The sequence below is a fragment of the Paraburkholderia sp. NMBU_R16 genome (genome assembly GCF_013282575.1).
GTDB lineage: Bacteria > Pseudomonadota > Gammaproteobacteria > Burkholderiales > Burkholderiaceae > Trinickia.
Window position 1 is genome coordinate 1 of sequence record NZ_JAAAYE010000054.1, and the last position, 22,834, is coordinate 22,834.

A 22,834-nucleotide genomic window follows, 5' to 3' on the forward strand; every position below is an offset into this window, starting at 1 on the left:
CCAAGCGCAAGGCGCGCGGCTACACGCGCTTCGAAACAATGCGAACCGTGCTGTTCCTCATCGCCGGCAAGCTAGATTTCTCCAGCTTCAACCCGCATGCCTCGTGAGCCGCGTTACCCACTGCATTCTCAAAAGAGCCAGTATTTTAATGGCGCGCGTAGTTGCTGCACGATTTCGCGGCCGCAGTAGTCCAGCGCCACTGATCCGTCGGAGGAATCGGTCGGATTGACTGTGCCGCGTGCTTGGGCCACAGTCCTTGACTCGGCCATGGATGACAACCCTGCCAACCGCTCGTCCAAAACAGGCCTACGGCTTTGCCCGGGCGTCGCTTGTGATGCTCCAGGCGATGCCCCATCCTGTGCACCATGTGCGGAGGTCCCGGGCAACTCCGTATCGCCCGCGACCGCGCGATTGATTCGCGAAAAAGATTCCGTCATTGTCATGCCCCCGAAATTCCCTAACGATCAGAGAATCTCGAGTCATTGAGCGGCGATTTCGCGAATTCAGATAAGCAAAGACGAAGTAACGGATCGCTCGTGTAGCCGTACGGCCCGTGCGGCTTCCCGTTGCACGCAGCCGCGTCCAGAGATCCAGTGAGAGCGCGCGCTCGAGCTCGCGCTTGTAGGCGCGCCGCGTCTCCGGTCGCGACCAGCAGATTTGCTAATTACTTCAAAGTACTGTATATATGTACTTGTTCATTTATACAGTATAGGCTCTGTATGGAACGGCTGATCCGCATTGCGAATGACGACGACCGGCAGGCGCTGGCTTGGCTAATGACGCATGCGGGCAACGTGCGCGTGGCTGAAGCGGCGCGGCACTTGGCGCACTCCGGTCGGCCCGTGTTTGTCTCGGCACTATGTCGTTATCTGGGGATTTGGCCGCCTGCACCACGTCGGCCGATTCGCGCCGCGCAAGACTGCGTGCTCGCGGAGCAGCATTTGGCGCAGATCCGACGGATTCTGGCCGGCGCGAAGCCAGCGGCCGCGGCGGTCCATCGCCGCTAGCCGCGACGCAGGTTGAGTTCACGCCGAGCGAGGCATCCGCTACCCAACAATACGCGCAACCAGCACTCCGTTCATCAGCAACACCGCCGCGGCAAACACGATGGCGAGCAACATTGCGAGCGGCCCGAGTCGATAGCCACCCATGATACGTCGCCGGCAGGCAACCGCCAGCAACGCAATCATGGGCACAGGCACAGCGATGCTCAGTACGACCTGGCTCAGCACGAGCGCACGCGTGGCATCCACGCCCATTCCGACGACGATGAATCCCGGGAGCATCGTGACCAGTCGGCGCAACCAAAGGGGCACGGTAAAGCCGACAAAATCCCGCATGATCATCTGCCCTGCCATCGTGCCGACGACCGAACTCGATATGCCCGATGCCATCAATGCGGTCAGAAACAGCCCCCCTGCCATCGAACCGAAGAGCGGGATCAATGTCCGATAGGCGACGTCGATCTGTGCCATCTGCGGGAATCCATGGTGAAACGCACCGGCAGCCATGGCCACCATCGTCATGTTGACGAGCCCCGCCACGCCGAGTGCGATGACGACTTCCGCGTTGGAATAGCGCAGCAGCGTGCGCCGTTCGTCGTCGGTGAGGGGCGCGACGCGCTCGCCCGTCAGTCCCGAATGAAGAAACAGTGCATGCGGCATGACCGTGGCGCCCACGATGCCCACCGCCACGAAGAGCGCCTCGCGATCGGCGACCGTCGGCACGAACGTTCCGTGCGCCACCGCACGCCAGTCGAGCGGCACGAACAGCAATTGCGCGAGATAGGCGATCACAATGACGCCCACCAGCGCGCCGATCGCGAGCTCGAGCGGACGAAAACCACGCCCCTGCATCAACAGCAGTCCCCAGGTCAGCGCAGCCGTGACGCCCATCCCGATGATGAGCGGCAGATGCGCAACCAGCGAAAAACCGATAGCTGCCCCGAGGAACTCCGCCAAGTCGGTAGCCATCGCTGCGATCTCGGCGACGACCCACATCGCCAACGTCACCGGCTTGGGCGCAGCGCGTGCGCAAACGCGGGCCAGGCTCTCTCCCGTCACCACCCCGACGCGCGCCGAAATCGACTGGAACAGCATCGCGACGACATTCGCAAACAGCACGACCCACAGCAACGCATATCCGTATCCCGCGCCTGCCTGCAGGTTCGTTGCAATGTTCCCGGGGTCCATGTAAGCGACCGAAACGACCACGGCCGGCCCGGCGAACGGCAGCAGCATTCGCGCGCCGCGGCGCCGGCCTTCGAGCACTTCGCGAAGCTGCCTGGCCGTACGAGCGCTCGAGCCTCGCCGACGATCTGACATGCGCACCTCGTTCATCGCGCCGTCTCGTGAGTGTTCATGCGTCCGATCGAATTCCTACGGGAACAAAACGTGCTCTTCGGCTGACGTCCCGCCATCGTCGCCGCCGAATGAAACGACCCCGCACTTCGCATGCCAACCGCTGCGGTCCGACACCGCGCGCCGGCCGCCATACGTACGCCGGACGGTCTGTCATATTCGGAAGGTCTGTCATGTTCGCCGCCGGTGGGTTCCCCGCCCTCGCGCACGCCACTCCACAGCACGATGCGCTCGCACCTGCAGGAGTGCAAGCGGCACATATCGCGCGCCTTTGGCACTTCACGCTCATCGTGACAGGCGCGGCCTTCGCCGCAGTGCTTCTGGCCGTCCTCGTGGCGCTAGCGCGCCGCCGTGCCGATACGCCCGCCGCACCGGATCTGTCCGCCAATACCCGCCCGGAGCGCGGCCCGCGACGGGCCGTCATCGCGGCAACCACCGTTTCCGTCCTGCTGCTCGTCGGGCTGACAGTGGCCGACGCACTGACGGATCGGGCGCTTTCTAAACTGCCGGCCGCCCATGCGCTGCATATCCAGCTTACCGGCTGGCAGTGGTGGTGGCAGGCCAACTACGCACCGGAAGACGGCGCACCCGGTTTCGCCGTCGCCAATGAACTGCACATACCCGTAGGCCGGCCCGTGATCGTCTCGCTCGCGGCCGGCGATGTCATTCATAGTTTCTGGGTGCCGAATCTCCATGGCAAGAAGGACTTGTTGCCGGGCATCGGTTCGACGATCGAATTCCGCGCGGACCGGCCCGGCGCTTACCGCGGCCAATGCGCGGAGTTCTGCGGCACCGAACATGCGCTGATGGCCATGACTGTCATGGCCGACCCGCCCGAGCGCTATGCCGCCTGGGCAGCCGCGCAACGCCTGCCGGCCGCGCCGCCGGACAACGCATTGGCCGCGCGCGGCCGGGCGCTCTTCGAGGCGTCGTCGTGCGCGAACTGCCATACGGTCCGCGGCACGCATGCGCTCGGCATGCTCGCGCCCGACCTCCTTTCCGCGCATGAACGCCTATGCCTACTGGGTGTTCCTGTTCGGCGGACTCACGCTGTACGTCGCCTTCGTGCTAGGCGCCGGCCCGCGCGCGGGCTGGTTCAGCTATGTCCCGCTTGCGGGCCCGGATTACGCTGCCGGCAAGGGCACCGACATCTGGGCGCAGATGATCACGTTCACCGAGCTTTCCTCGCTGCTCGAAGCCATCGTGCTGATCACGACGATCCTCAAGATGCGGGCACCGGGCATGTCGCTCCCGCATACCGCTTTTCGCATGGGCCACGCTCGTCACGCAGTTCATGGTCATCTTCGCCATGCCGGCCGTGATGCTCGCCAGTACCGCACTGATTCTCGACCGGCTCGTCGGTACGCAGTTCTTCAATCCGTCGCTCGGCGGCGACGTCCTGCTCTGGCAACACCTGTTCTGGTTCTTCGGCCATCCGGAGGTCTATCTGATCTTCATCCCGGCACTCGGCTTCATCTCGTCGATCCTGCCGACCTTCGCGCGGCGACCGATATTCGGCTATACGGCGATCGTCCTCGCGTTGATCGCAACCGCTTTCCTTGCCTTCGGGCTATGGGTTCACCACATGTTCGCCACCAGTGTGCCGCAACTCGGCAAAAGCTTTTTCACCGCCGCGAGCGTGATGATCGCCCTGCCCTCCGGGCTGCAAATCTATTGCTGGATCGCCACGCTCGTCACGGGCCGCCTGAACCTCAAAACGCCGCTGCTGTTCGTCCTCGCGTTTTTCTTCATTCTCGTGCTGGGCGGGATGACCGGCGTGATGCTCGGCTCGGTGTCGCTCGATCTGCAGTTGCACGACACCTATTTCGTCGTCGCACATCTTCACTACGTGCTGATCGGCGGAGCCGTCTTCCCGCTCTTCGCCGCCGTTTACTACTGGTTTCCGAAGGTCACGGGACGCATGCTCGACGAGCGGCTCGGACGCTGGCAGTTCTGGCTCTTCTTCATCGGCTTCAACGTCGCGTTCTTCCCGATGCACTGGCTGGGGCTGCACGGCATGCCGCGGCGCGTCTGGACCTATCCGGCCGGTATGGGCTGGTCCACGATGAACCTGATTTCGACCGTCGGCGCGTTGACCATCGCGGCAAGCGTGCTGCTGTTCGTCTTCAACGTCTGGCGCAGCCTGCGGCACGGGCTCAGTGCGGGCCCGAATCCCTGGGGCGCCGGCACGCTCGAATGGGCCGCGCCGAGCCCGCCGCCGCCTCACAACTTCGACGCGCTGCCGGTCGTGCACGGCCGAGATCCGCTCTGGGATCCGCCGACGCATCCCGCCCATGTCAGCGGACTTGCGGCCGATGCCCGCGAGGTACTGCTCACGACGGTGCTCGACGCGCGCCCGGATCTGCGCTCGCTCTTCCCGACGCCATCGATCTGGCCGTTCGTCAGTGCCGTTGCCACGACGGTGCTCTTCATCGGTTCGATCTTCACTCCGTGGGCTGTCGTGTGGGGTTCCCTGCCGGTCGTTATCGCACTGACCGCATGGTTCTGGCCGACGCGACGTCATCACGCGCAAGCCGTGGCGCTGGAACGCAAGCCATGAGCAGCGGCGATGCCTCCTCGCGCGACGGACGCGATTCGGTCGATGTCCGCGATCTGCCGAGCTTCGGCTTCGGACATCGCAGCGCGATGTGGTGGGCGACGGCTGGACTGATGCTGATCGAGGGCACAGTCTTCGCGATCGCCGTCGCGATGTACTTCTACCTGCGCGATATCAACGCGGTGTGGCCACTCGGTGCCCCGCCGCCCGAGATGCGCTGGGGCACGGCCAACCTCGCGATTCTGCTCGTGAGCCTTGTGCCGAACGAATTGGCGAAGCGGGCCGCGCAGCGCCTCGATTTACCGCGCTGCAGGCTCTGGCTGACGATATGCCTCGCGTTTTCCCTGGCCTTTCTCGCCGTTCGCGGTCTTGAATTCGCGGCGCTCAATGTGAAGTGGTACGCGAACGCCTACGGATCGATCGTGTGGTTTCTGCTGGGCCTGCATACGACGCACCTCGTCACCGATACGATCGATACAGCCGTGCTCGATGTCCTGCTTTTCACGGGACCGATCGAAGGTCGACGATTCGTCGATGTCAGCGAAAACGCGGTCTATTGGTACTTCGTCGTGCTCAGTTGGATACCGATCTACGCCGTCGTCTATCTGGCGCCGCGGGCACTGTTTTGATGGCCGGCCGAGCCGGTCGACCCGGTCGAAGGAGAGGACGCACGCATGAACGCAATGAAAACCTGGTTCGCACTGCTGGCGGTACCCGCACTGGTCCTCGCAACACAAAGCGCCGACTATGCTCTCGTTCATTACGCCTGCGCGTGGCACACCCGAGCGCCGCTGAATGCCGTGAGCGGCATCGCGTTCGCTGTCTCGATTGCGGCGACTGCGCTGGCCTATCGTCGATGGCGCCAAACGTCGGTACCGTTTTCGGCCAGTTATGAATCGCGCGACGCGCGCGAGGCCTTTCTTGCGTTTGCCGCGACGATCGTTGGCGCGCTGGGCACCCTCGTGCAACTGATGATGTGGTTCCCGCAATGGCTGCTCTCCGCCTGCCGATGAGCGTGCTCGCCTGTGCGAGGTCGCCGGTACGGTGGACGTCGGCGCTCGTCGCTGCCGCCTTCGCCGCGCCTGCCTCGGCGCATGCGCCCGCCACAGCGGCCTCCGGTACACCCGTGTTCGGCTGGGCGTTCGACTCGTGGGCGATCGCCTTGCTCGCGGTGAGCCTGGCCGCGTACCTCGCGGGATTCGTCCGACTGACGCGACGTTCCCGTCTCGGACGTGGCGCGCGACAGACGCATCTGATGGCGTTCGTCGCGGGGTGGACCGTAATCGCCGCTGTACTCGTCTCTCCGCTCGACGCGTTGAGCGCGGCACTTTTTTCGGCGCACATGGTGCAGCATGAAGCGATGATGATCGTCGCCGCGCCGCTTCTCGTCGCAGGCCGGCCGCTCGGCATCTGGATATGGGCGCTGCCGCAACGCGCCCGTGTGGCGATCGGCCGTGTATTGCGCACACGCGCATGGTCCGCGGCATGGCGCGCGCTCGTCGCTCCACTGCCGGCCTGGCTTCTTCATGCCGTGGCGCTTTGGGCCTGGCACGCACCGCCACTCTTCGAGAGCGCACTCGCCCATTCCGGCGTTCATACGCTGCAACATGCGAGCTTCCTGGGGACCGCCCTGATCTTCTGGTGGTCGATTCTCGGCGAGGGAGCAGCATCGCGCGGTTCGGGCCACGCGATGCTTTCACTCTTCACGACGATGGTCCATACCGGCGCCCTCGGCGCGCTCATCACGCTTTCGCCGGGCGTCTGGTATCCGTCCTATGTCGAGCCGACGAGCGCACTCGGCATGGAGCCGCTCGGCGATCAGCAACTGGGTGGGCTCGTCATGTGGGTGCCCGCCTCGCTCGCCTATTTGATCGGCGCGCTGATTGTCGCTGGACGATGGTTGACGCGCGCTCGCTCGCCGCTCATATCGCACACGCCATCGGCAGAGCCGATTCCGGAGTCCAATGCCGCGTCGCTCCGGGAGCCCACCCGATGAAGGCCTCGCTCGCCCTGCGATTGCTGCTGCTGACGCTGCCTGCCATCGTCGCCATCGCGATGGGCAAGGGCGGGCGCGAAACAGCGCATGCCTCCACCGACGACGCCAAGCAGGCCGCAGCACCGCATCGGGCCGATGCCGTCTCGGGTGCCGACACCACCCTGCTCGAACGCGGCGCATACATCGCAAAAGCCGCTGACTGCGCCGGCTGCCATACGGCACCCGGAGGCGGTGCGCCTTACGCGGGTGGACTCGGCATGGGTTCGCCGTTCGGCACCATCGTGACCAGCAACATCACGCCCGATGTACGCTACGGCATCGGCCGCTACAGCTACGATGATTTCGCAAAAGCACTGCGCGAAGGCGTCGCGCGCGGCGGTAAGCGGCTCTACCCGGCGATGCCGTATACGGCCTTTTCCAAAATGAGCGATGACGACTTGCACGCGCTTTACGCGTTCATGATGCGGCGCGTGCCGCCGGTGTCGAAGCCGACGCCTCCCTCCGACGTCGCATTTCCGTTCAACCAGCGCTGGGCGCTGCGTTTCTGGCAATGGGCGTTCATGCCGCATAAGGGCGTTCGACAGCCGTCGGGACGCGATGCGCAATGGGATCGCGGCGCCTATCTCGTTCAATCGCTGGGCCACTGCGGTGCATGCCATACGCCGCGAGGCTTCGCCTACGAAGAGCGCGGCTATGACGAATCGGCGCCGCGTTTCCTGACCGGTGGCATCAACGATCATTGGTTCGCGCCGAATCTGACTGGCGATGCGGGCTCCGGCTTAGGCCGCCTCAGCGAGACCGATATCGCGCGCTTTCTGAAGACGGGCCATGCCGCCGGCATCGTGGCCTACGGCAGCATGGTCGAACAGATCGAGGACAGTACCCAATATCTCAGCGATGGCGACCTGCTCGCCATCGCCCACTACTTGAAGTCGCTGCCGACGCGCGAGCCTTCCGGCACGTTTGCACCGCAAGACGCATCGACGCAGCCCACCGCGAACGGCAATCGCGTGGCCGACGATCAGTCGCTCGGAAACCTCGTCTATCGATCGTTTTGTGCGCGTTGCCACGGGCTCGACGGCAAGGGCGTGCCCGGTGTGTTCCCCGCGCTCGCCGGCAATCCGTCGGTGCTGGCGAAAGATACGACGTCGCTGATCCGCCTGCTCGTGGAGGGTGGAAACAGCCCCGCCACGGAGTCAGGGCCGCCTCGCCAACGGATGCCCGCGTTTGCCGGCACACTCGTCGATGCACAGATGGGACAAGTGCTGACCTACATCCGCAGCGCATGGGGTAACAACGCTCAGCCGATCAGCGGCAACGACGTCAATGCGCTGCGGCAACTGCTGCATAAATGACATGACTCGAACGAGGCGCGCCGGTCGGCCCGATGCGTTGCTTGACTATGGCTGACGCTGGCCGCCCTGGTGACGCGGCATCTTTTGCTGATTCTGTTGCTGCTGAGCCTGCCGGTGATCGCCGCGATCATGCCCGCGCGGGTTGGTCGGCGCGGCTTGGCTGGGTTTTCGCGATGTCATCTGGTCCTCCTGTTGGCTGAAGAAAATCTCCTGGACTCGCCTGTATTGCGTCGCAACGGCTGTTCCCGGCCCGTGCGCGCGGCTCACACGAGCATGTCCTTTCAGTTCGATCGCGCCCCCTCGCGAGGGCGGCGTGTGGCGGCACGCGTGGTATCGTTGAGCCCCGCCCGGCGTTCGGCGCTCCCCATCATCGATTGGCGCGAGCCGCGCCAGCACGTATCAATAGACTTCGCGAGCCTCAAAGGCCAATTTTTCGATGGCAATGCAATTCGACGACGGGGAGCGCGCGGCCGTATATCGCGCCATCCATGAACGGCGGGACATGCGTCATTTCGTGCGCAAGCCGGTCGATCCGCACGTGCTCGCCCGCCTGCTCGATGCGGCGCATCACGCACCGAGCGTCGGATATATGCAGCCATGGAGAATCGTCAGGGTGACCGACGACGCACGGCGCAAAGCGCTGCACGATGCCGTCGAGCGCGAGCGCGCACGCACAGCGGCTGCACTCGGCGAGCGCAGCGACGAATTCATGAAGCTCAAGGTGGAAGGCATGCTCGAGTGCGCCGAGCTGCTCGTCATGGCGCTGATGGATGGCCGCGAAAAGCACGTATTCGGTCGCCGCACGATGCCCGATATGGATCTGGCGTCGGTTGCCTGCGCGATTCAGAACATGTGGCTCGCTGCACGCGCGGAAGGGCTCGGCATGGGATGGGTGTCGCTCTTCGAGATGGACGACGTTCGCCGCTTGTTGCGGATGCCGATGGGCGCCCGGCCCGTCGCCATACTGTGCCTCGGACACGTCGAGCGCTTCTATCCTCGGCCGATGCTCGAAATCGAACACTGGGCCCAACGAATGCCGCTAGCCGAGTGCGTTTTCGAAAACGAATGGCCGCCGACGGACTCCGAGCGCTGAAAGCCCCAGGCCTCGCGCCCGGTTATCCCTCGCAGCGATAGAAATCCATGTTCTGTCCGGCGGCGACGGCACGACGCAGCCAATCAGGCGGATCTCCGTAGCCATCCCACGTATTGCCCATCGCATCGCGGTAAAGGATGGGCCGTTCAGCCTGCTTGTCGGCGGAAATCGATTCCGCCACAGCTTCGACCGTAATGCCGTATTCGTCCATGCGACGCCGGAGCCAGCGAATCAATCGTTCGCGAGCCTCGCCTTCAAGCTGTTCCATCGATGATTCCGGTTGTAGTTGATGCGGGGGTGTGGAGCCCCTTATTTGACCCGAGCCGAATCATACTCGACTCGCGGCAGCAGGCGGTTACAACCGCCCAACGGCGGGTCCGGATGGACGCGCGCCAGATTGTGTTTCAGGCCGTCGACGTCAATTATCGATACAAAACTTCCAAAAAGCAAAACGTCAAAACGAATAACGAGGTCTACTCCGCATATTGCGTCGGAGTATCCCAAAACATGAAAGCCCATCCCGTAAAAGCTCACCATTGGCGCCGCAGCGCGACAAGGTGAGCCTTTACGGGAGAAAACGCCGGACTTCGCGAGGCACGGCGGGTGCCGATGGGCCGAAAAGCGTCCCGCGAAGCAGAAAATCGGACGCAAAGCCCCCTGCAACGCACCGCAACGGAGGCAAACAAGTACCCCTTATCCCGAAAAAGCTCACCTCACGCCCAGGGGCTCCTGAAAAACCTCACCACGCGGGAGCCCGTGGGCACGAGGCGCGGACGTCGGATAGGGCTCCACCTTCGGACCGTGCCATCGGCCTTGTCGAACGGCGCGGCCTAGCCGCGGTATCCGGTCACCGGTGCGGTGGCTGAACCCGTCGACATGCGTACCATCATGGCCGCGTCCAGCAACGCTTCCATCTGCTCGCGATCGTACGGCTTACGCAGCATCGCGGCCCCGGCGAGCGCTTCCGGCTTGCGGCCGTCGGGCAGCTCGTCGTACCCCGATGCGAAGATCACGCGCAACCCCGGCTGCAATGCGACCGCCCGCATCGCCAGTTCGTCGCCGGACAGATCGGGCAGTGCGATGTCCGTCACGATCACATCGAACGTGTGCTTGCCGAGTAGTGCCAGCGCTTGCGTCGCATCGGCGGCTTCAGTCACGGCATAGCCGAGATAGGACAGCATGTCCGCCGTGGTGAAGCGAACCATCGGGTCGTCATCGACCAGCAGTACGCGCCCGCGCAAGCGCCCAGGCATGCGGACGGCGTTGACAGGCTGCGGAGCGTCGGTCTCAAGCAACGACGGCGAAGGCAATGCCGGCTTGCCACGCACCTGATGCCGCAAGACGTGGCGAATCTTGCGTGCCAGCGCTTCGCGGCTATAGGGTTTGCTGAGCAGATCGACGCCATCGTCGAGCCGGCCGCCATGCACGATCGCGTTATCGGTGTAGCCCGACGTGAACAGAACCGCGATGTTGGGTAGTCGTTCCCGCGCGCGGCGGGCCAGCTCGGGACTATCGAGCGGCCCCGGCATGACCACGTCGGTGAATACGAGGTCAATCGGCACCCCGCTCTCGACGATCGCGAGCGCGCTTTGCGCATCCTTCGCCCGCAGCACGCGATAACCGAGCTCGGAGAGCAGATCGACGACCGTTCCGCGCACGTCTTCGTCATCCTCGACGACGAGAATGGTTTCCGTACCGCCCGTGATCGGCCCGGCCTCGACTTCGGTCTCGACATCCTCGGGCTGGCGCGCGCGCGGCAAGTAGAGCCGCACGGTCGTACCTTGCCCGAGCTCGCTGTAGATCTTGATGTGTCCGCCCGATTGCTTGACGAAACCGTAGACCATGCTCAGCCCGAGGCCCGTACCACGGCCTTCGGGTTTCGTCGTGAAGAACGGCTCGAAGACACGTTCGAGCAACTCGGCCGGTATACCGCAACCGGTGTCGGTCACGGCGACCATGACGTATTGGCCGGGCGCCACGTCGGGATGACGCGCGACATAGACATCGTCGAGAAAAGCATTGCCCGCTTCGATCGTGAGCTTGCCGTGACCCTGCATCGCGTCGCGCGCATTGATGGCCAGATTGAGCAGGGCGTTTTCGACCTGCACCGTATCGACGAACGTATTCCACAGCCCGCCCGTGATCACCGTTTCGATTTCGACGCTTTCTCCAAGCGAGCGGCGCAGCATGTCGTCGATGCCCCGGATCAGTCTGCCGAGATTGACCGTCTTCGGCGACAACGGTTGCCGGCGTCCGAATGCCAGCAGTTGCGAAGCGAGCCTCGAACCGCGTGCCGTCGCGGCAACGGCGGTCTGCAGCCGCTGCTCGGCGCGCAGATTCCCCGATACGTCGCGGCTCAGCAGTTGAAGATTGCCGGCAATGACCTGCAAGACGTTGTTGAAATCGTGAGCGACACCGCCAGTGAGCTTGCCGATCGCTTCCATTTTTTGCGCTTGGCGCAATTGCGCCTCGGTATGCAGGCGTTCCGCAATCGCCGCGGCGACGCGTCTTTCCAGTACGACGTTCGCCTCGCGCAAGATCTGTTCGGCCTCCTTACGATCCGAGATATCGATGATCGAGCCGATGTAGCCGAGAAACTTCCCGTCGTCACCGAAGCGCGGTACGGCCGCGCCCAACACCCAGCGATAATCGCCGGCAGCGGTCCGTACACGGTATTCGGCGCGAAACGGGCGGCGTTCGGCATGGGCATCGAGAAAGTCTTGGCGGGCGCTCTCGCGATCCTCGTCGTGCAGTGCTGCCCAGGCGCCTGCGCCTATTGCCTCATCGAGCGTCTGTCCGGTGAACTCGCACCAAGGCTGGTTCAGATAATCGAATTCGGCCTCCGGCGTGCTGATCCACATCATCACCGGTGCGTGATTGGCCATATTCCGGAAGCGCGCCTCGCTTTCGCGTAGATCGCGTGTAGCCTCGCGTCGCAGTCTCGCCATCTCGAGGTTCGCATTGACGCGCGCGAGAAGCTCGCGAGCCGAAAACGGCTTCGTCAGATAGTCGTCGGCGCCCGCGCCCAATCCCTCGACACTCGCCTCCTCCCCGGCACGCGCGGAAACGAGTACGACCGGCAGATCGCGTAGTTCGGAGTCCGAACGAATTGCACGCAGCAAGTCGAAGCCGTCGAGATTCGGCATCATGACGTCGCTCAAGACGACGTCGGGCCTGCGCTCGCGGATCGCCGCGAGCGCTTCGTGCCCATCGGCGGCAGTGTCGACCTCCCATTGCCCCCGCAACAACCGGCTCACATAGCGGCGCATGTCCTCGTTATCGTCGACGACAAGCACGCGCGCCCCCCTCGTCCGGCTGCCGAACGGCAGCGTCGGCAGGTCGTCGGCGCGCTCGGACGGGGCTTCGTCGCCGTCCTCCGCGCCCGACTGCGGCAGCCAGCGCAGAGCCTCTTCGACGTATGCGCCCGCACGGTGGGGCGTCCATGCAAGCAGGCGTTCGGGACCGATGCGATCGGGCGCCAGATGAGCGGTGCCGAATGGAAGGCTCAGGGTGAATGCGGTACCGCGTCCGACCTCGCTCTCGACAGAGATTGCCCCGCCGTGCAGCTTGACGAGTTCGTGCACGAGCGCGAGCCCGATGCCGGACCCTTCGAAGGAGCGGCTACGCTGTCCCTCGACACGGTGAAAACGCTCGAATAAGCGCACCAGCTCGTTCGAGGGAATACCGACACCCGTATCGCGGACCACGATCTGCGCGGCTTCCCCGTCGGCCGACACCTGCGTGCGCACCTCGATGCGCCCTTCGAATGTGAACTTGAACGCATTCGACAGGAGATTGAGGACGATCTTCTCCCACATATCGCGGTCGACGTAGACCGGCTGTGGCAGGCTCTCGCACTCGATAGACAATTCGAGGCCAGCCCGCTGGGTGGCCGACTCGAAACTCGATGCGAGTTCCGCGGTGAACTTGGCCACATCGGTCGGCTCGAACATCGCTGTCGCACGCCCCGCCTCGATACGCGAGAAATCGAGCAGCGAATTGACGAGCCTGAGCAACCGCACGCTGCTGCGGTGTGCGGTCAGCAGGCGGCGACGTTGAGGCGGCGCGAGCGCATTTGCCGACGGATCGTTGAGGGCGTCCTCGAGCGGTCCGAGCATCAACGTGAGCGGCGTACGAAACTCGTGACTCACGTTCGAAAAGAACGCGGTCTTGGCACGATCGATTTCGGCCAGGACTTCGGCGCGCCGCCGCTCTTCCTCGTAGGCCTGGGCATGGCCGATGGCCGCAGAAATCTGCCCGGCAACGAGCCCGAGAAAGCTTCGATAGTTGCCGTCGTACAGGCGATACGGATTGAGCCCGACCACGAGCACGCCAGCCCGGCCGGTCTCCGCGCCCGGCACGATGGGCAGCAACGCCGCCTGCGCAGGGGACTCGTCCCAAGGACCGCTCGGCAACGGTACGCCAATGCGCCTGCCAAGCTCCGAGACCAGCGTGGGTGTGCGCGTACGCAATACCTCGCCGACCGGCCAGATCGACGAATCGTCCACGGCGATCGAATGCGGCGCGGCACGGTGGGCGCGATCGATCCCGGACGCACACGCGAGCGCGAGCGTCGGTGCGCCGATATCGTCAGCCATATACATCATCGCGAACGGCAGATCGCGTGCGTTCGTGCCAAGCGCCTGCACGCTGCGTGCGCACACTTCCTGCCAGGTTCGGGCACGCGTTGCATCGGCGGCCAGATCGCGCAACAGCGCCAGTTGCCGTTCGCCGATGACGCGCGGCGTATCGTCCGTATTGGCGCAAATGATCCCGCCGGCGCTGCCGTCGTCGTTTGGAATGGGGCTGAACGAGAACGTGTAATACGTTTCCTCGCGGTAGCCGTTACGCTCCATGACGAGCAGTTGCTCCTCGACATAAGTGCCGCGGCCCCCGCTCATCGCCATATCGAGCATCGGCTCGATATCGCTCCATATTTCGCTCCACACATCCTTTATCGGCCGGCCCAGCGCCCATTCATGCTTGCCGCCGATAATCGACTTGTATGGATCGTTGTAAAAATAGATCAATTGCTTGCCCCAGCCGATCCAGATCGGCTGGCTCGAATTGAGCATGATGCGCAGCGCGACTTTGAGGCTTTGCGGCCACGTGTCAGGCGCACCGAGCGGCGTCCCACTCCAATCGAATGCGCGGATGAGTCCGCCCAGTTCGCCGCCGCCCGAAAGAAAGTCCCAACCCTGCGCCTGGCGCAACGAATGCGATGCTTCGTTCATGTGGCAGTTCCTTGCTCGTCGATTCAGCAAAGATATCGCCGCCACCCGCAAAAACCAATATGCCGTATGGCCAAATCGCCGTAAATGCGCGAATAAAAATCGGGCACAAATCGTGCGCGACGCGACGACTGCAAGAATTACTGCACGGGCGATCCGCCATCCGACGAATCGGAAACAAAGTTGCGCGACCAACGGCTCAAAGCGTATCGTCCGTCGTCAATGCCTCGCTGAGCGCCCGATCGAGACGTTCCCACGCGCGTTCGTCGGCGGGCAAGCCGAACCGTAGCCCACGCACGACATCGAATCGGCGGACCCAGATGGCGCGACGTGCGAGTCCGTCCTGCAGGCGAGCGGCATCGGCACAGCGTGTCCAGGCGAAGAGCGGCGTATGCGTCGCCTTCAATCCGTGCCGCTCGAGCAAGGCCACGAGACGCGCCGACGCGTCGCACAGCTGCGTACGCATCGTGCGCTGCCACGGTTCGTCAAGCAATGCGGCCCGCACCACGCTACGCGTCGGGCCCGATACGGTCCACGGCCCACGCAGTCCGCGCATTGCGTCATCGAGTGCGGCCGGAGCGAGCGCGAATCCAGCCCGAGCGCCAGCGAGGCCATAGAATTTGCCGACCGAGCGCAATACGACAAGGCCGTCTGTCTCGACATGCGAGGCCACGCTCAGATGCGGCGTCGCCTCGACGAATGCCTCGTCGACGATAAGGCCCCCGCCGCGCGAAACGAGCTGACGATGCCAGTCGAGCAGCGTGGCCGCGTCGAACGATTCGGTGCCGGGGTTGTTGGGGTTCACGACGACCAGATGCGTCAACGTCGCCGGTAGCGGTACACCCGGAGCAAGAAGGAAATCGGCGGCGTCGCGCCGATCGGCAAACGGCTCCGTGACGAAGCGCTCCACCGTAAAACCCGCGGCTGCGAACGCCGGCGCATATTCGCCGTAAGTCAGCAAGCCGATACCGATGCGCCCCACGGGCAGGACCTGCGGCAGCATGCGGATGGCCGCTTGCGTGCCCGCAACGGCCAGTGCGCGCGACGCGCCATAATGGGCGGCCGCGATCGCTTCGAGATCGTCGTCGTCATCGGGCAAGCGCAGCCACGCCTGCGCGTCGATATCGGGCACCGGATAACCGCATGGATTGATGCCTGTCGAAAGGTCGATCCAGTGTTCGAGAGCAATGCCGTAACGGCGCACGGCTTCGGAAAGGTTGCCGCCATGAGGCACGGCAACTGAGACGATGGGAAGCTCGGATGTGGACATGATCTGCTCAAAACACCATTGACGCAGCGGCTAGCAGGCTCAAGCCGGCCAGCCATGCCAAGAGCGCCCGCCGCACGAGCGACAGCGCCCGCCCGATATCGCTGGCATGCGGCGCGGCGCCGCTGCCGAGCGGTGGACGCGCTTCATCGACGCCATGATAGCGGGCGCTTCCGCCGCACGATACGTCGAGGCTGCCGGCGCCGCTTGCCATGACAGGCCCCGCATTGGGGCTGTCCCACGCCGCTGCCTGTGTCCGCCAACACCGCAATGCATTGCGCGGATTGCCGCACAGCGCGTAAGTCAGCGCGGTCAGGCGTGCGGGCAGATAGTTGGCCGCATCGTCGAGGCGCGCCGCGGCCCAACCGAACCAGATGAACCGGGGCGTGCGATAGCCCCACATCGCATCGAGCGTGTTGACGAGCCGATAGCCCAGCGCGCCCGGCCCTCCCGCGATGGCGAACCAGAACAACGCCCCGAAGATCGCATCGTTGCCGTTTTCCAGGGCCGATTCGACGGCTGCGCGTGCGACGGCCGATGCTTCCGCGTCCGAAAGATCGCGCGTGACGATGCGCGATGCCAGCGCGCGCGCGCGCGGCAAATCGCCGTTCATGAGTGCGCCTTCGATGGGAGTAATGTGATCGGCAAGGCTGCGCGCGCCCAGCGCGAACCACAGCAACAACGCGTGAAGCACCCATGCAAACGCGAGCGGTAGTACGCGCGTCAGCACGATCGATAGCGCGACCGGCGGCACGACAGCCACTGCCCAACCGACGATGCCAAGCGCGCGAACGCGCAGCGCGGCCAGCCGCGTGCGCGAATCGCATCGTTCGGTTCGCGTATCGACCGTATCGCGGTCGGGGTTGAGCGATCGTTCGAGCCGCTTTGCGAATCGTCCAAATGCGACGAGCGGATGAGCGCGCTGCGGCTCGCCCAGCCACCAGTCGAGTACCACGCCCATGATGGCGAGCATGGCGATTGCCGCGAAGGACGGCAGTGCCATCATTGCAATGCTCCCGCCGCAGCGGCCGTTGTTCGGCCCAGCTGTCGCACGCATGCATATGCGCCGACGCGAGCGGCGGTGACATAATGCAGCCCTGCTTCACGGCACGCGCCCGCCGCGCGATGCTTGCGCCAAAGGCGCGCTTCATATTCGACCTGCTCAGGACACCATCCATGCCACGCGCGCTGATGATTCAAGGAACGAGCTCCGATTCGGGCAAAAGCACGCTTGTCGGCGCGCTGTGCCGAATCGCCGTGCGAGCCGGCATCCGCGTCGCGCCGTTCAAGCCGCAAAACATGTCGCTCAACAGCGCCGTCACCGTCGATGGCGGTGAAATCGGCCGCGCCCAGGCCTGGCAAGCATTGGCGGCCGGCGTCGACGCTCACACGGATATGAACCCGGTGCTGCTCAAACCGAACAGCGACATCGGCGCGCAAGTCATCGTCCACGGTCGGGCGCGCGGCAACCTCGATGCGCGGGCCTATCATGCGTACAAGCCGATCGCCATGCAGGCCGTGCTCGAATCGTTCGAACGACTGCGGGCCGCCTACGATCTCGTGCTTGTGGAAGGCGCAGGCAGTCCGGCCGAAATCAACCTTCGCGAGGGCGATATCGCGAACATGGGCTTCGCCGAAGCGGCCGATTGCCCCGTCGTCGTCGTTGCCGATATCGATCGCGGCGGCGTGTTCGCGCAAATCGTCGGCACGCTCGCGTGTCTTTCGGAGGCTGAACGCGCGCGCGTCAAGGGCGTGATCGTCAACAAATTTCGGGGCGACCCGGCGCTTCTCCAACCCGGCATCGATTGGGTCGAAGCTCGAACCGGCAAACCCGTGCTCGGCGTGGTGCCGTTCGTGCCGGGCCTTTGGCTCGATGCCGAGGACATGTTGCCGGCTGCACGGCACGCACCTGCCTCGGGCGACACGGTGTTGCGCGTGATCGTGCCCGCGCTTCCGCGCATCAGCAATCACACCGATTTCGATCCGCTGCGCGCGCACCCGCAAGTCGACTTCCGCTACGTCCGGGCTGGCGAACCGCTGCCCGCAGCGGATCTCGTCATTCTGCCCGGCAGTAAAAGCGTTCAACGCGATCTCGCGTGGCTGCGCGCACAGGGGTGGGAAGACTACCTGCGTCGCCATTTGCGTTATGACGGGAAGGTCATCGGCATATGCGGCGGCATGCAAATGCTCGGACGCGGCATGCGCGATCCGCTTGGCATCGAGAGCGCTACCGAATGCACCCACGGCTTCGGGCTGCTCGATTTCGAAACCGAGCTCGCGCCCGAAAAACAACTCGTCCGCACCGAGGGTTCGCTGACACTCGGCGATGCGCCAGTGCATGGATATGAAATCCACATGGGGACGACGACGGGCGCGGCACTCGCGCGGCCGGCCATGTGGCTGCGCCAGGGCGCTGGCGAGGAGCCGCGGCCCGACGGCGCCATATCGGACGATGGACAGATTTTCGCCACGTATCTGCATGGCCTCTTCGACGGTCCCGATGCCTGTGCGGCATTGCTGCGCTGGGCGGGACTCGATGACGCTCAACGCATCGATTACCATGCCCGCAGGCTTGCGTCGATCGACACATTGGCCGACGCGGTTGCCGCGCACGTCGATATACCAGCGCTTTGGCGCTTGATCGAATGAGCGGGAATCGCGATGAGCCAAGGCCGTTGTCCGTCGTTGCAAGGAACGGCGTAGTCTAGCGGGTCGCGGGATTTCCGTCGACGATGACGCCTGCCCCTCCATCGTATGGGGTCCCGCAAAAGCTCACCTTACGTCAGGCAGGCAGCGCAGTCGCACATGATCGCGCGCCGCGCCTCTGGCTGATGTCTCCCGAAAACACTCACCTTGATGGCCGCGGGATAAGGCGTTACGGGCTGCGATCCCGAAAACGCTCACCTTTGGCTTCTTTGGCGCCGCTACTACGAGCCCCCTCGACGGCCGGTCCCGAAAAAGCTCACCGATGGGACCCAGCGAAGGCGATTCCGTCCTCGCTCCCGAAAAACCTCACCCTCGAGGTGGCTGATATGTTCGTTCAGCCGTACTTCGTGGTTGGCCTGATCAGCGGCCCGCGTTCTGTAAGCCTCGAACGCCTCGGCATCGCGAGGCGAAACATCGGAGATCAGATAAGCCGTCATGAGACTCCCGAAAGTACTCACCGTCAGGGACGGTCGCGATCACGCGCTCGACGCACCCTCCATCACCAGCTCTGCCGCTGAAATCGGCAACGATCGAACACGCTTGCCGGTCGCGGCAAAAACCGCATTCGCGACCGCAGCCGCCACACCCGTCGCGCCGAGCTCACCGATACCTTTTGCGCCGAGCGGACTCGCATACGCATCGAACTCGTCGACGAAATGGATTTGGATATCGGACGGAATATCGGCATTGACGGGCACTGCCACGCCAGCCAGGTCTCTGGAAAGCCACCGCCCCAACGTCGGCTCATGATGCGTGCCTTCCATCGCCGCCATGCCCCAGCCCCAAATGATGCCGCCGATCATCTGGGCGCGCGCCGTGCGCGGATTGACGATACGCCCCGCGCTATAACTGCCCACCGCGCGCCGCAGCCGCAGCAAGCCCAGTTCGGGATCGACGGCCACCTCGACGAAGATTGCGCCGAACGTCGAAATGGCCACGTCGCTGCCCTCGCCGTTCGCATTGAACGGCGCGCCGCCCGGCAAGCTGAACTCGCCGTCGGCTCTGAGCTCCGCTCGTCCGGCCTGACGCATGAGCTCGAAGATCGATCGCCCGCGCTCGTCGCTGCCGCTACACCGGATCCGGCCGTCCGCCAGCTCGGCTTGCGAATCCGGAATGCCCGCGAGTTCCGCGAGCTGAGCTCGCACGGCACGCGCCGCGTATAGAACCGAGGCACCGACGCCCATCGTCGACGACGATCCGTAAGTCGGCCCGCCTTTCGGCAATGCCGTATCGCCCATCGCCAGCGATACCTGATCGAGGGGCAAGCCGAGAACATCCGCTGCGATCTGCGGAAAAATCGTCAATGTGCCGGTGCCGATATCGTGGCAGCCCGTTTCGATCGTCGCTCGGCCACTAGCGTTGAGCCGCACGCGCGCGACGGACGGAAATCGAAAGCATCCCATCGAGCTTGTCGCCATACCGCAGCCGAGCAGCCACGGCCCATCGCGTACCGGCTCCCGGGGACGGTCGTACCAGCCAAAGAGGCGCGCGCCTTCGGTGTAGGCCTCGCGCAGTTTTTTCGACGACCATGGCTTGCCTGTCGCCGGATCCGTTTCCGCATAGTTGGCGAGACGAAAATCGAGCGGGTCCATGCCCACGAGATGGGCCATTTCATCGATCGCGGAATCCAGCCCCCACAAACCCGGCCCCTCCCAAGGGGCGCGCATGGCGGTCGGATGATTCACGTTCGCATGCCGCACCTTCTGTTTCGTCTCAATCGCGGGGCTCGCATAGACGCCCTGCGACGCGGACGTCGCATGCTCGACGAATTGCTCCGCAATCGACGTCACGTTTTCGACGTCATGGCTCAACGCGCTCAGGCGCCCGTCAGCGTCGGCGCCAAGCACCATGTGGTGACGCATGTCCGGTTGATAGCCGACCATCGAATACATCTGAGCCCGGCTCAACACGAGCTTGATGGGGCGTTGCAGCACACGGGCCGCGGCCGCGGCCAGCAGCTCATGCGGCCAGACGAAACCTTTGCAGCCAAAGCCGCCACCGGTGTGATGGCAAATCACACGCACCTGCTCGGGCCTGATGCCGAACGCACTCGAGAGCACGGCCTGCACGTTGTAGCCGTGCTGGGTCGTATCGAATATCGTCAGCTCGTCGCCGTCCCAGATCGCCTGGACCGCTGACGGCTCCATCGGGTTGTGATGCCGCGAAGGTTGCAGGTAATCGGCCTCGTGCCGATGCACGGCGCTCGACAACCCCCGAGCGATGTCGCCTTTCGAAAACTCGGCGGGTGCGTAAAGATTTTCCGTTGCGATGACAGCCGCGCCTTCACTTTGCGCAACGAAGGGCGAGACTTCGATATCGGCTCGCACGAGTCGAGCAGCCTGCTCGGCCTGCTCGAGGCGTTGCGCGGCAACCATGGCAATCGCCTGGCCATGATGGCGGATCGTCGTGTCCTGCATCGGCAACAAGGTGATGGCCGAGGGTGCCGTCACGTTCGCAAAGCGCGGCATGTCGGCAACAGTCAATACGCGAACGACACCCGGCACCGACTCGGCCTCGTGTGTGTCGATCCGCCGAATCGTACCTGCGGGCACAGGCGAGCCGACCAGGACCACAAAAAGTGCTCCGTCGAGCCGTTGATCCGCGGTGTACTTCGCCTGGCCGGTCACTTTGATGCGCCCATCGGGGCGGGGCAGCGCTTCGCCGATGCTCATGCGGCACCTCCTTCGGCGCGTTGCGCCGCCCACTGAAGCGCACGCCACGCGGCGTTACGCGCGATCACGATCTTGTATGCGTTGTGCGAAAGCGCGCGCGCGGCGGCAAATTCCTGCTCGACCGCTCGACGCGCTTCGGGAGATGCAACGGCCAGCCCCTGCAGATTGCGTTCGGCCCCGCTCAAGCGCCACGGCCGCATCGCCACGGACCCGAGCGCAATCCGCGCTTTGCGGATCACCCCGCCGTCGAGTTCGAGCCCTACCGCCGCCGAGGCAATCGCGAACTCGTAAGATTCTCGTTCGCGGACTTTCAGATAGGCTGAATTCGGCATTGCGCACGGTAACTCGATCGACGTAATCAGTTCGTCGTCGTCCATGACGTTGTGCTTTCGAATGCCATGGTCGTCGGCTGGCAACGTATGAAAGTCCGCCGCGGAGACCCGACGCGTGCCGCGCGGAGATTCGATGACGATATCGGCCTCGAGCGCCGACAATGCCACTGCGGGGTCGGACGGTTGAACTGCGACGCAATCGTCGGTCCACCCGAAGATCGCGTGCTTCTCGTTGATGCCGTGGCGGGCCGCGCACCCCGAACCCGGTGCACGCCGGTTGCAGGGCAGCACTTCGTCCGAGCGAAAGTAAGGGCAGCGCGTCCGTTGCAACAGGTTGCCGCCGATCGAAGCAAGGTTGCGCAGTTGAGCCGAGGCGGCTTTGAGGCACGCGTCGGACAGCGCGGGAAAGTCGTTCGCCACACGCGGATGGAGTGCAACCTCGTTGAGCGTGGCGAGCGCACCGATACGCAGCCCACTCCCGCCGGGGATGCTTTCGATCCCCTTCAGGTCCTGCAGACGCGAAATGTCCACTATGTGAGCAGGCTGCTCGATACCGAGGCGCATCCAGTTCAGCAGTTCGGTGCCGCCGGCCAGCAGCGCGGTCCGTTCGCCGAACCGCTTCAGCGCATCCTGGACATCGGCGGCGCGTGCGTAGGTAAACGGCTCCATCATTGCCCTCCGTTCAGCGCGCTTGCCCCAGCCTTGACGGCTTCGACGATCTGGGGGTACGACGAGCATCGACACAAGTTGCCGCTCATCCACTCTCGAATTTCGGCATCGCTTCTCGTATGACCTTCCCGCACGCAACAAACGGCGGACATGATCTGCCCCGGCGTACAAAAGCCGCATTGAAAAGCGTCGCAGTCGATGAAAGCCTGCTGCATGGGATGCAGCGTTTCGCCTTGCGAAAGCCCCTCGATCGTCGTGATCGCGCGTCCGTCGGCCTGCGCCGCGAGTACCATGCACGCGTTTACGCGCTGCCCGTCGAGATGCACCGTACACGCCCCGCATTCGCCGAAATTGCAGCCCTTTTTCGTACCGGTGAGATGGAGATGCTCGCGCAAGGCATCGAGCAATGTGGTGCGTGTATCGAGCACGCAACGATGCGCGGAGCCGTTGACGTTCAACGTCAGTTCCATCGCGTGCGCAATGTCTGTTGTCGGTGGAATAGCCACTTCGATCGTCTCCGTTCGTCGCGTTCTTGTGAACCCGCCTACCGTCGGGCAGCGGGTTTTAAAGATTAGGCGGTCGTAGTAGGCGATTCA

General features: G+C 64.2%; 15 protein-coding genes and 2 pseudogenes. 8 read left to right on the top strand and 9 right to left on the bottom strand.

Annotated elements, in window-relative coordinates:
• Positions 1-1,046: 1,046 nt before the first annotated feature.
• On the bottom strand, positions 1,047-2,324 hold the full coding sequence (locus GWC77_RS22290) for an Nramp family divalent metal transporter (protein WP_173260381.1): 1,278 nt from the start codon (positions 2,322-2,324) through the stop codon (positions 1,047-1,049).
• 209 nt (positions 2,325-2,533) lie between these two features.
• Between GWC77_RS22290 and GWC77_RS22295 the strand changes: the two are divergent.
• The 6 genes and pseudogenes from GWC77_RS22295 to GWC77_RS22320 all read left to right on the top strand — a co-directional run.
• Positions 2,534-3,355: pseudogene (locus tag GWC77_RS22295) on the top strand (cytochrome c oxidase subunit II); the annotation flags it as partial.
• Positions 3,356-3,365: 10 nt separating this feature from the next.
• Positions 3,366-4,920, top strand: a pseudogene (locus tag GWC77_RS22300) (cbb3-type cytochrome c oxidase subunit I).
• The gene (locus GWC77_RS22305) at positions 4,917-5,546 is read left to right on the top strand and encodes a cytochrome c oxidase subunit 3 (RefSeq protein ID WP_173260414.1); all 630 of its coding nucleotides are present in this window, start codon (positions 4,917-4,919) and stop codon (positions 5,544-5,546) included. Before GWC77_RS22300 ends, GWC77_RS22305 begins: the two are co-directional and overlap by 4 nt.
• Before the next feature lie 54 nt (positions 5,547-5,600).
• Complete coding sequence (locus tag GWC77_RS22310; protein WP_173260415.1) at positions 5,601-5,930, top strand: hypothetical protein; 330 nt, start codon at positions 5,601-5,603, stop codon at positions 5,928-5,930.
• Complete coding sequence (locus GWC77_RS22315; RefSeq protein ID WP_254367091.1) at positions 5,906-6,913, top strand: cytochrome c oxidase assembly protein; 1,008 nt, start codon at positions 5,906-5,908, stop codon at positions 6,911-6,913. The genes GWC77_RS22310 and GWC77_RS22315 overlap by 25 nt, the downstream gene beginning before the upstream one ends.
• A complete protein-coding gene (locus tag GWC77_RS22320) occupies positions 6,910-8,268 on the top strand; it encodes a cytochrome c (RefSeq protein WP_254367092.1) in 1,359 nt (452 codons plus the stop codon). Before GWC77_RS22315 ends, GWC77_RS22320 begins: the two co-directional genes overlap by 4 nt.
• 45 nt (positions 8,269-8,313) lie before the next feature.
• Here GWC77_RS22320 and GWC77_RS30120 read toward each other — a convergent pair whose 3' ends face one another.
• Positions 8,314-8,448 carry a hypothetical protein gene (locus tag GWC77_RS30120; RefSeq protein WP_302181379.1) on the bottom strand — a complete coding sequence of 45 codons (135 nt, stop codon included), beginning with the start codon at positions 8,446-8,448 and terminating at the stop codon, positions 8,314-8,316.
• A gap of 256 nt (positions 8,449-8,704) precedes the next feature.
• Here GWC77_RS30120 and bluB point away from each other — a divergent pair, with 256 nt between their 5' ends.
• Positions 8,705-9,361 carry a 5,6-dimethylbenzimidazole synthase gene (gene bluB / locus GWC77_RS22325; RefSeq protein WP_173260383.1) on the top strand — a complete coding sequence of 219 codons (657 nt, stop codon included), beginning with the start codon at positions 8,705-8,707 and terminating at the stop codon, positions 9,359-9,361.
• Between the two features lie 22 nt (positions 9,362-9,383).
• Here the strand turns inward: bluB and GWC77_RS22330 are convergent, their stop codons facing one another.
• The 4 genes from GWC77_RS22330 to GWC77_RS22345 all read right to left on the bottom strand — a co-directional run bounded on the left by GWC77_RS22330 (position 9,384) and on the right by GWC77_RS22345 (position 16,862).
• Positions 9,384-9,629, bottom strand: a complete 246-nt coding sequence (locus tag GWC77_RS22330) for an H-NS family nucleoid-associated regulatory protein (protein WP_173260386.1) — start codon at positions 9,627-9,629, stop codon at positions 9,384-9,386.
• 562 nt (positions 9,630-10,191) lie between these two features.
• Complete coding sequence (locus tag GWC77_RS22335) at positions 10,192-14,595, bottom strand: response regulator (RefSeq protein ID WP_173260388.1); 4,404 nt, start codon at positions 14,593-14,595, stop codon at positions 10,192-10,194.
• A gap of 196 nt (positions 14,596-14,791) precedes the next feature.
• Positions 14,792-15,862 carry a threonine-phosphate decarboxylase CobD gene (cobD, locus tag GWC77_RS22340; protein ID WP_173260390.1) on the bottom strand — a complete coding sequence of 357 codons (1,071 nt, stop codon included), beginning with the start codon at positions 15,860-15,862 and terminating at the stop codon, positions 14,792-14,794.
• A 7-nt stretch (positions 15,863-15,869) separates the two neighbouring features.
• Complete coding sequence (locus GWC77_RS22345; protein ID WP_173260418.1) at positions 15,870-16,862, bottom strand: CobD/CbiB family cobalamin biosynthesis protein; 993 nt, start codon at positions 16,860-16,862, stop codon at positions 15,870-15,872.
• Between the two features lie 173 nt (positions 16,863-17,035).
• Here GWC77_RS22345 and GWC77_RS22350 point away from each other — a divergent pair, with 173 nt between their 5' ends.
• Positions 17,036-18,508 carry a cobyric acid synthase gene (locus tag GWC77_RS22350; RefSeq protein WP_173260391.1) on the top strand — a complete coding sequence of 491 codons (1,473 nt, stop codon included), beginning with the start codon at positions 17,036-17,038 and terminating at the stop codon, positions 18,506-18,508.
• A gap of 533 nt (positions 18,509-19,041) precedes the next feature.
• Here GWC77_RS22350 and GWC77_RS22355 read toward each other — a convergent pair.
• The 3 genes from GWC77_RS22355 to GWC77_RS22365 are packed head-to-tail and all read right to left on the bottom strand — an operon-like array spanning position 19,042 to position 22,708.
• Entirely contained in the window at positions 19,042-21,237 is a 2,196-nt protein-coding gene (locus GWC77_RS22355) for a xanthine dehydrogenase family protein molybdopterin-binding subunit (RefSeq protein WP_173260393.1), read from the bottom strand.
• On the bottom strand, positions 21,234-22,241 hold the full coding sequence (locus tag GWC77_RS22360) for a xanthine dehydrogenase family protein subunit M (protein ID WP_254367093.1): 1,008 nt from the start codon (positions 22,239-22,241) through the stop codon (positions 21,234-21,236). The genes GWC77_RS22355 and GWC77_RS22360 overlap by 4 nt, the downstream gene beginning before the upstream one ends.
• Positions 22,238-22,708, bottom strand: a complete 471-nt coding sequence (locus tag GWC77_RS22365; RefSeq protein ID WP_173260420.1) for a (2Fe-2S)-binding protein — start codon at positions 22,706-22,708, stop codon at positions 22,238-22,240. The genes GWC77_RS22360 and GWC77_RS22365 overlap by 4 nt, the downstream gene beginning before the upstream one ends.
• Positions 22,709-22,834 lie beyond the last annotated feature (126 nt).

Coding starts and splice junctions, on each gene's coding strand:
- GWC77_RS22290 (WP_173260381.1), bottom strand. CDS start 2,324: ATGTCAGATCGTCGGCGAGGCTCGAGCGCTCGTACGGCCAGGCAGCTT.
- GWC77_RS22305 (WP_173260414.1), top strand. CDS start 4,917: ATGAGCAGCGGCGATGCCTCCTCGCGCGACGGACGCGATTCGGTCGAT.
- GWC77_RS22310 (WP_173260415.1), top strand. CDS start 5,601: ATGAAAACCTGGTTCGCACTGCTGGCGGTACCCGCACTGGTCCTCGCA.
- GWC77_RS22315 (WP_254367091.1), top strand. CDS start 5,906: ATGGCTGCTCTCCGCCTGCCGATGAGCGTGCTCGCCTGTGCGAGGTCG.
- GWC77_RS22320 (WP_254367092.1), top strand. CDS start 6,910: ATGAAGGCCTCGCTCGCCCTGCGATTGCTGCTGCTGACGCTGCCTGCC.
- GWC77_RS30120 (WP_302181379.1), bottom strand. CDS start 8,448: ATGACATCGCGAAAACCCAGCCAAGCCGCGCCGACCAACCCGCGCGGG.
- bluB (WP_173260383.1), top strand. CDS start 8,705: ATGGCAATGCAATTCGACGACGGGGAGCGCGCGGCCGTATATCGCGCC.
- GWC77_RS22330 (WP_173260386.1), bottom strand. CDS start 9,629: ATGGAACAGCTTGAAGGCGAGGCTCGCGAACGATTGATTCGCTGGCTC.
- GWC77_RS22335 (WP_173260388.1), bottom strand. CDS start 14,595: ATGAACGAAGCATCGCATTCGTTGCGCCAGGCGCAGGGTTGGGACTTT.
- cobD (WP_173260390.1), bottom strand. CDS start 15,862: ATGTCCACATCCGAGCTTCCCATCGTCTCAGTTGCCGTGCCTCATGGC.
- GWC77_RS22345 (WP_173260418.1), bottom strand. CDS start 16,862: ATGGCACTGCCGTCCTTCGCGGCAATCGCCATGCTCGCCATCATGGGC.
- GWC77_RS22350 (WP_173260391.1), top strand. CDS start 17,036: ATGCCACGCGCGCTGATGATTCAAGGAACGAGCTCCGATTCGGGCAAA.
- GWC77_RS22355 (WP_173260393.1), bottom strand. CDS start 21,237: ATGAGCATCGGCGAAGCGCTGCCCCGCCCCGATGGGCGCATCAAAGTG.
- GWC77_RS22360 (WP_254367093.1), bottom strand. CDS start 22,241: ATGATGGAGCCGTTTACCTACGCACGCGCCGCCGATGTCCAGGATGCG.
- GWC77_RS22365 (WP_173260420.1), bottom strand. CDS start 22,708: ATGGAACTGACGTTGAACGTCAACGGCTCCGCGCATCGTTGCGTGCTC.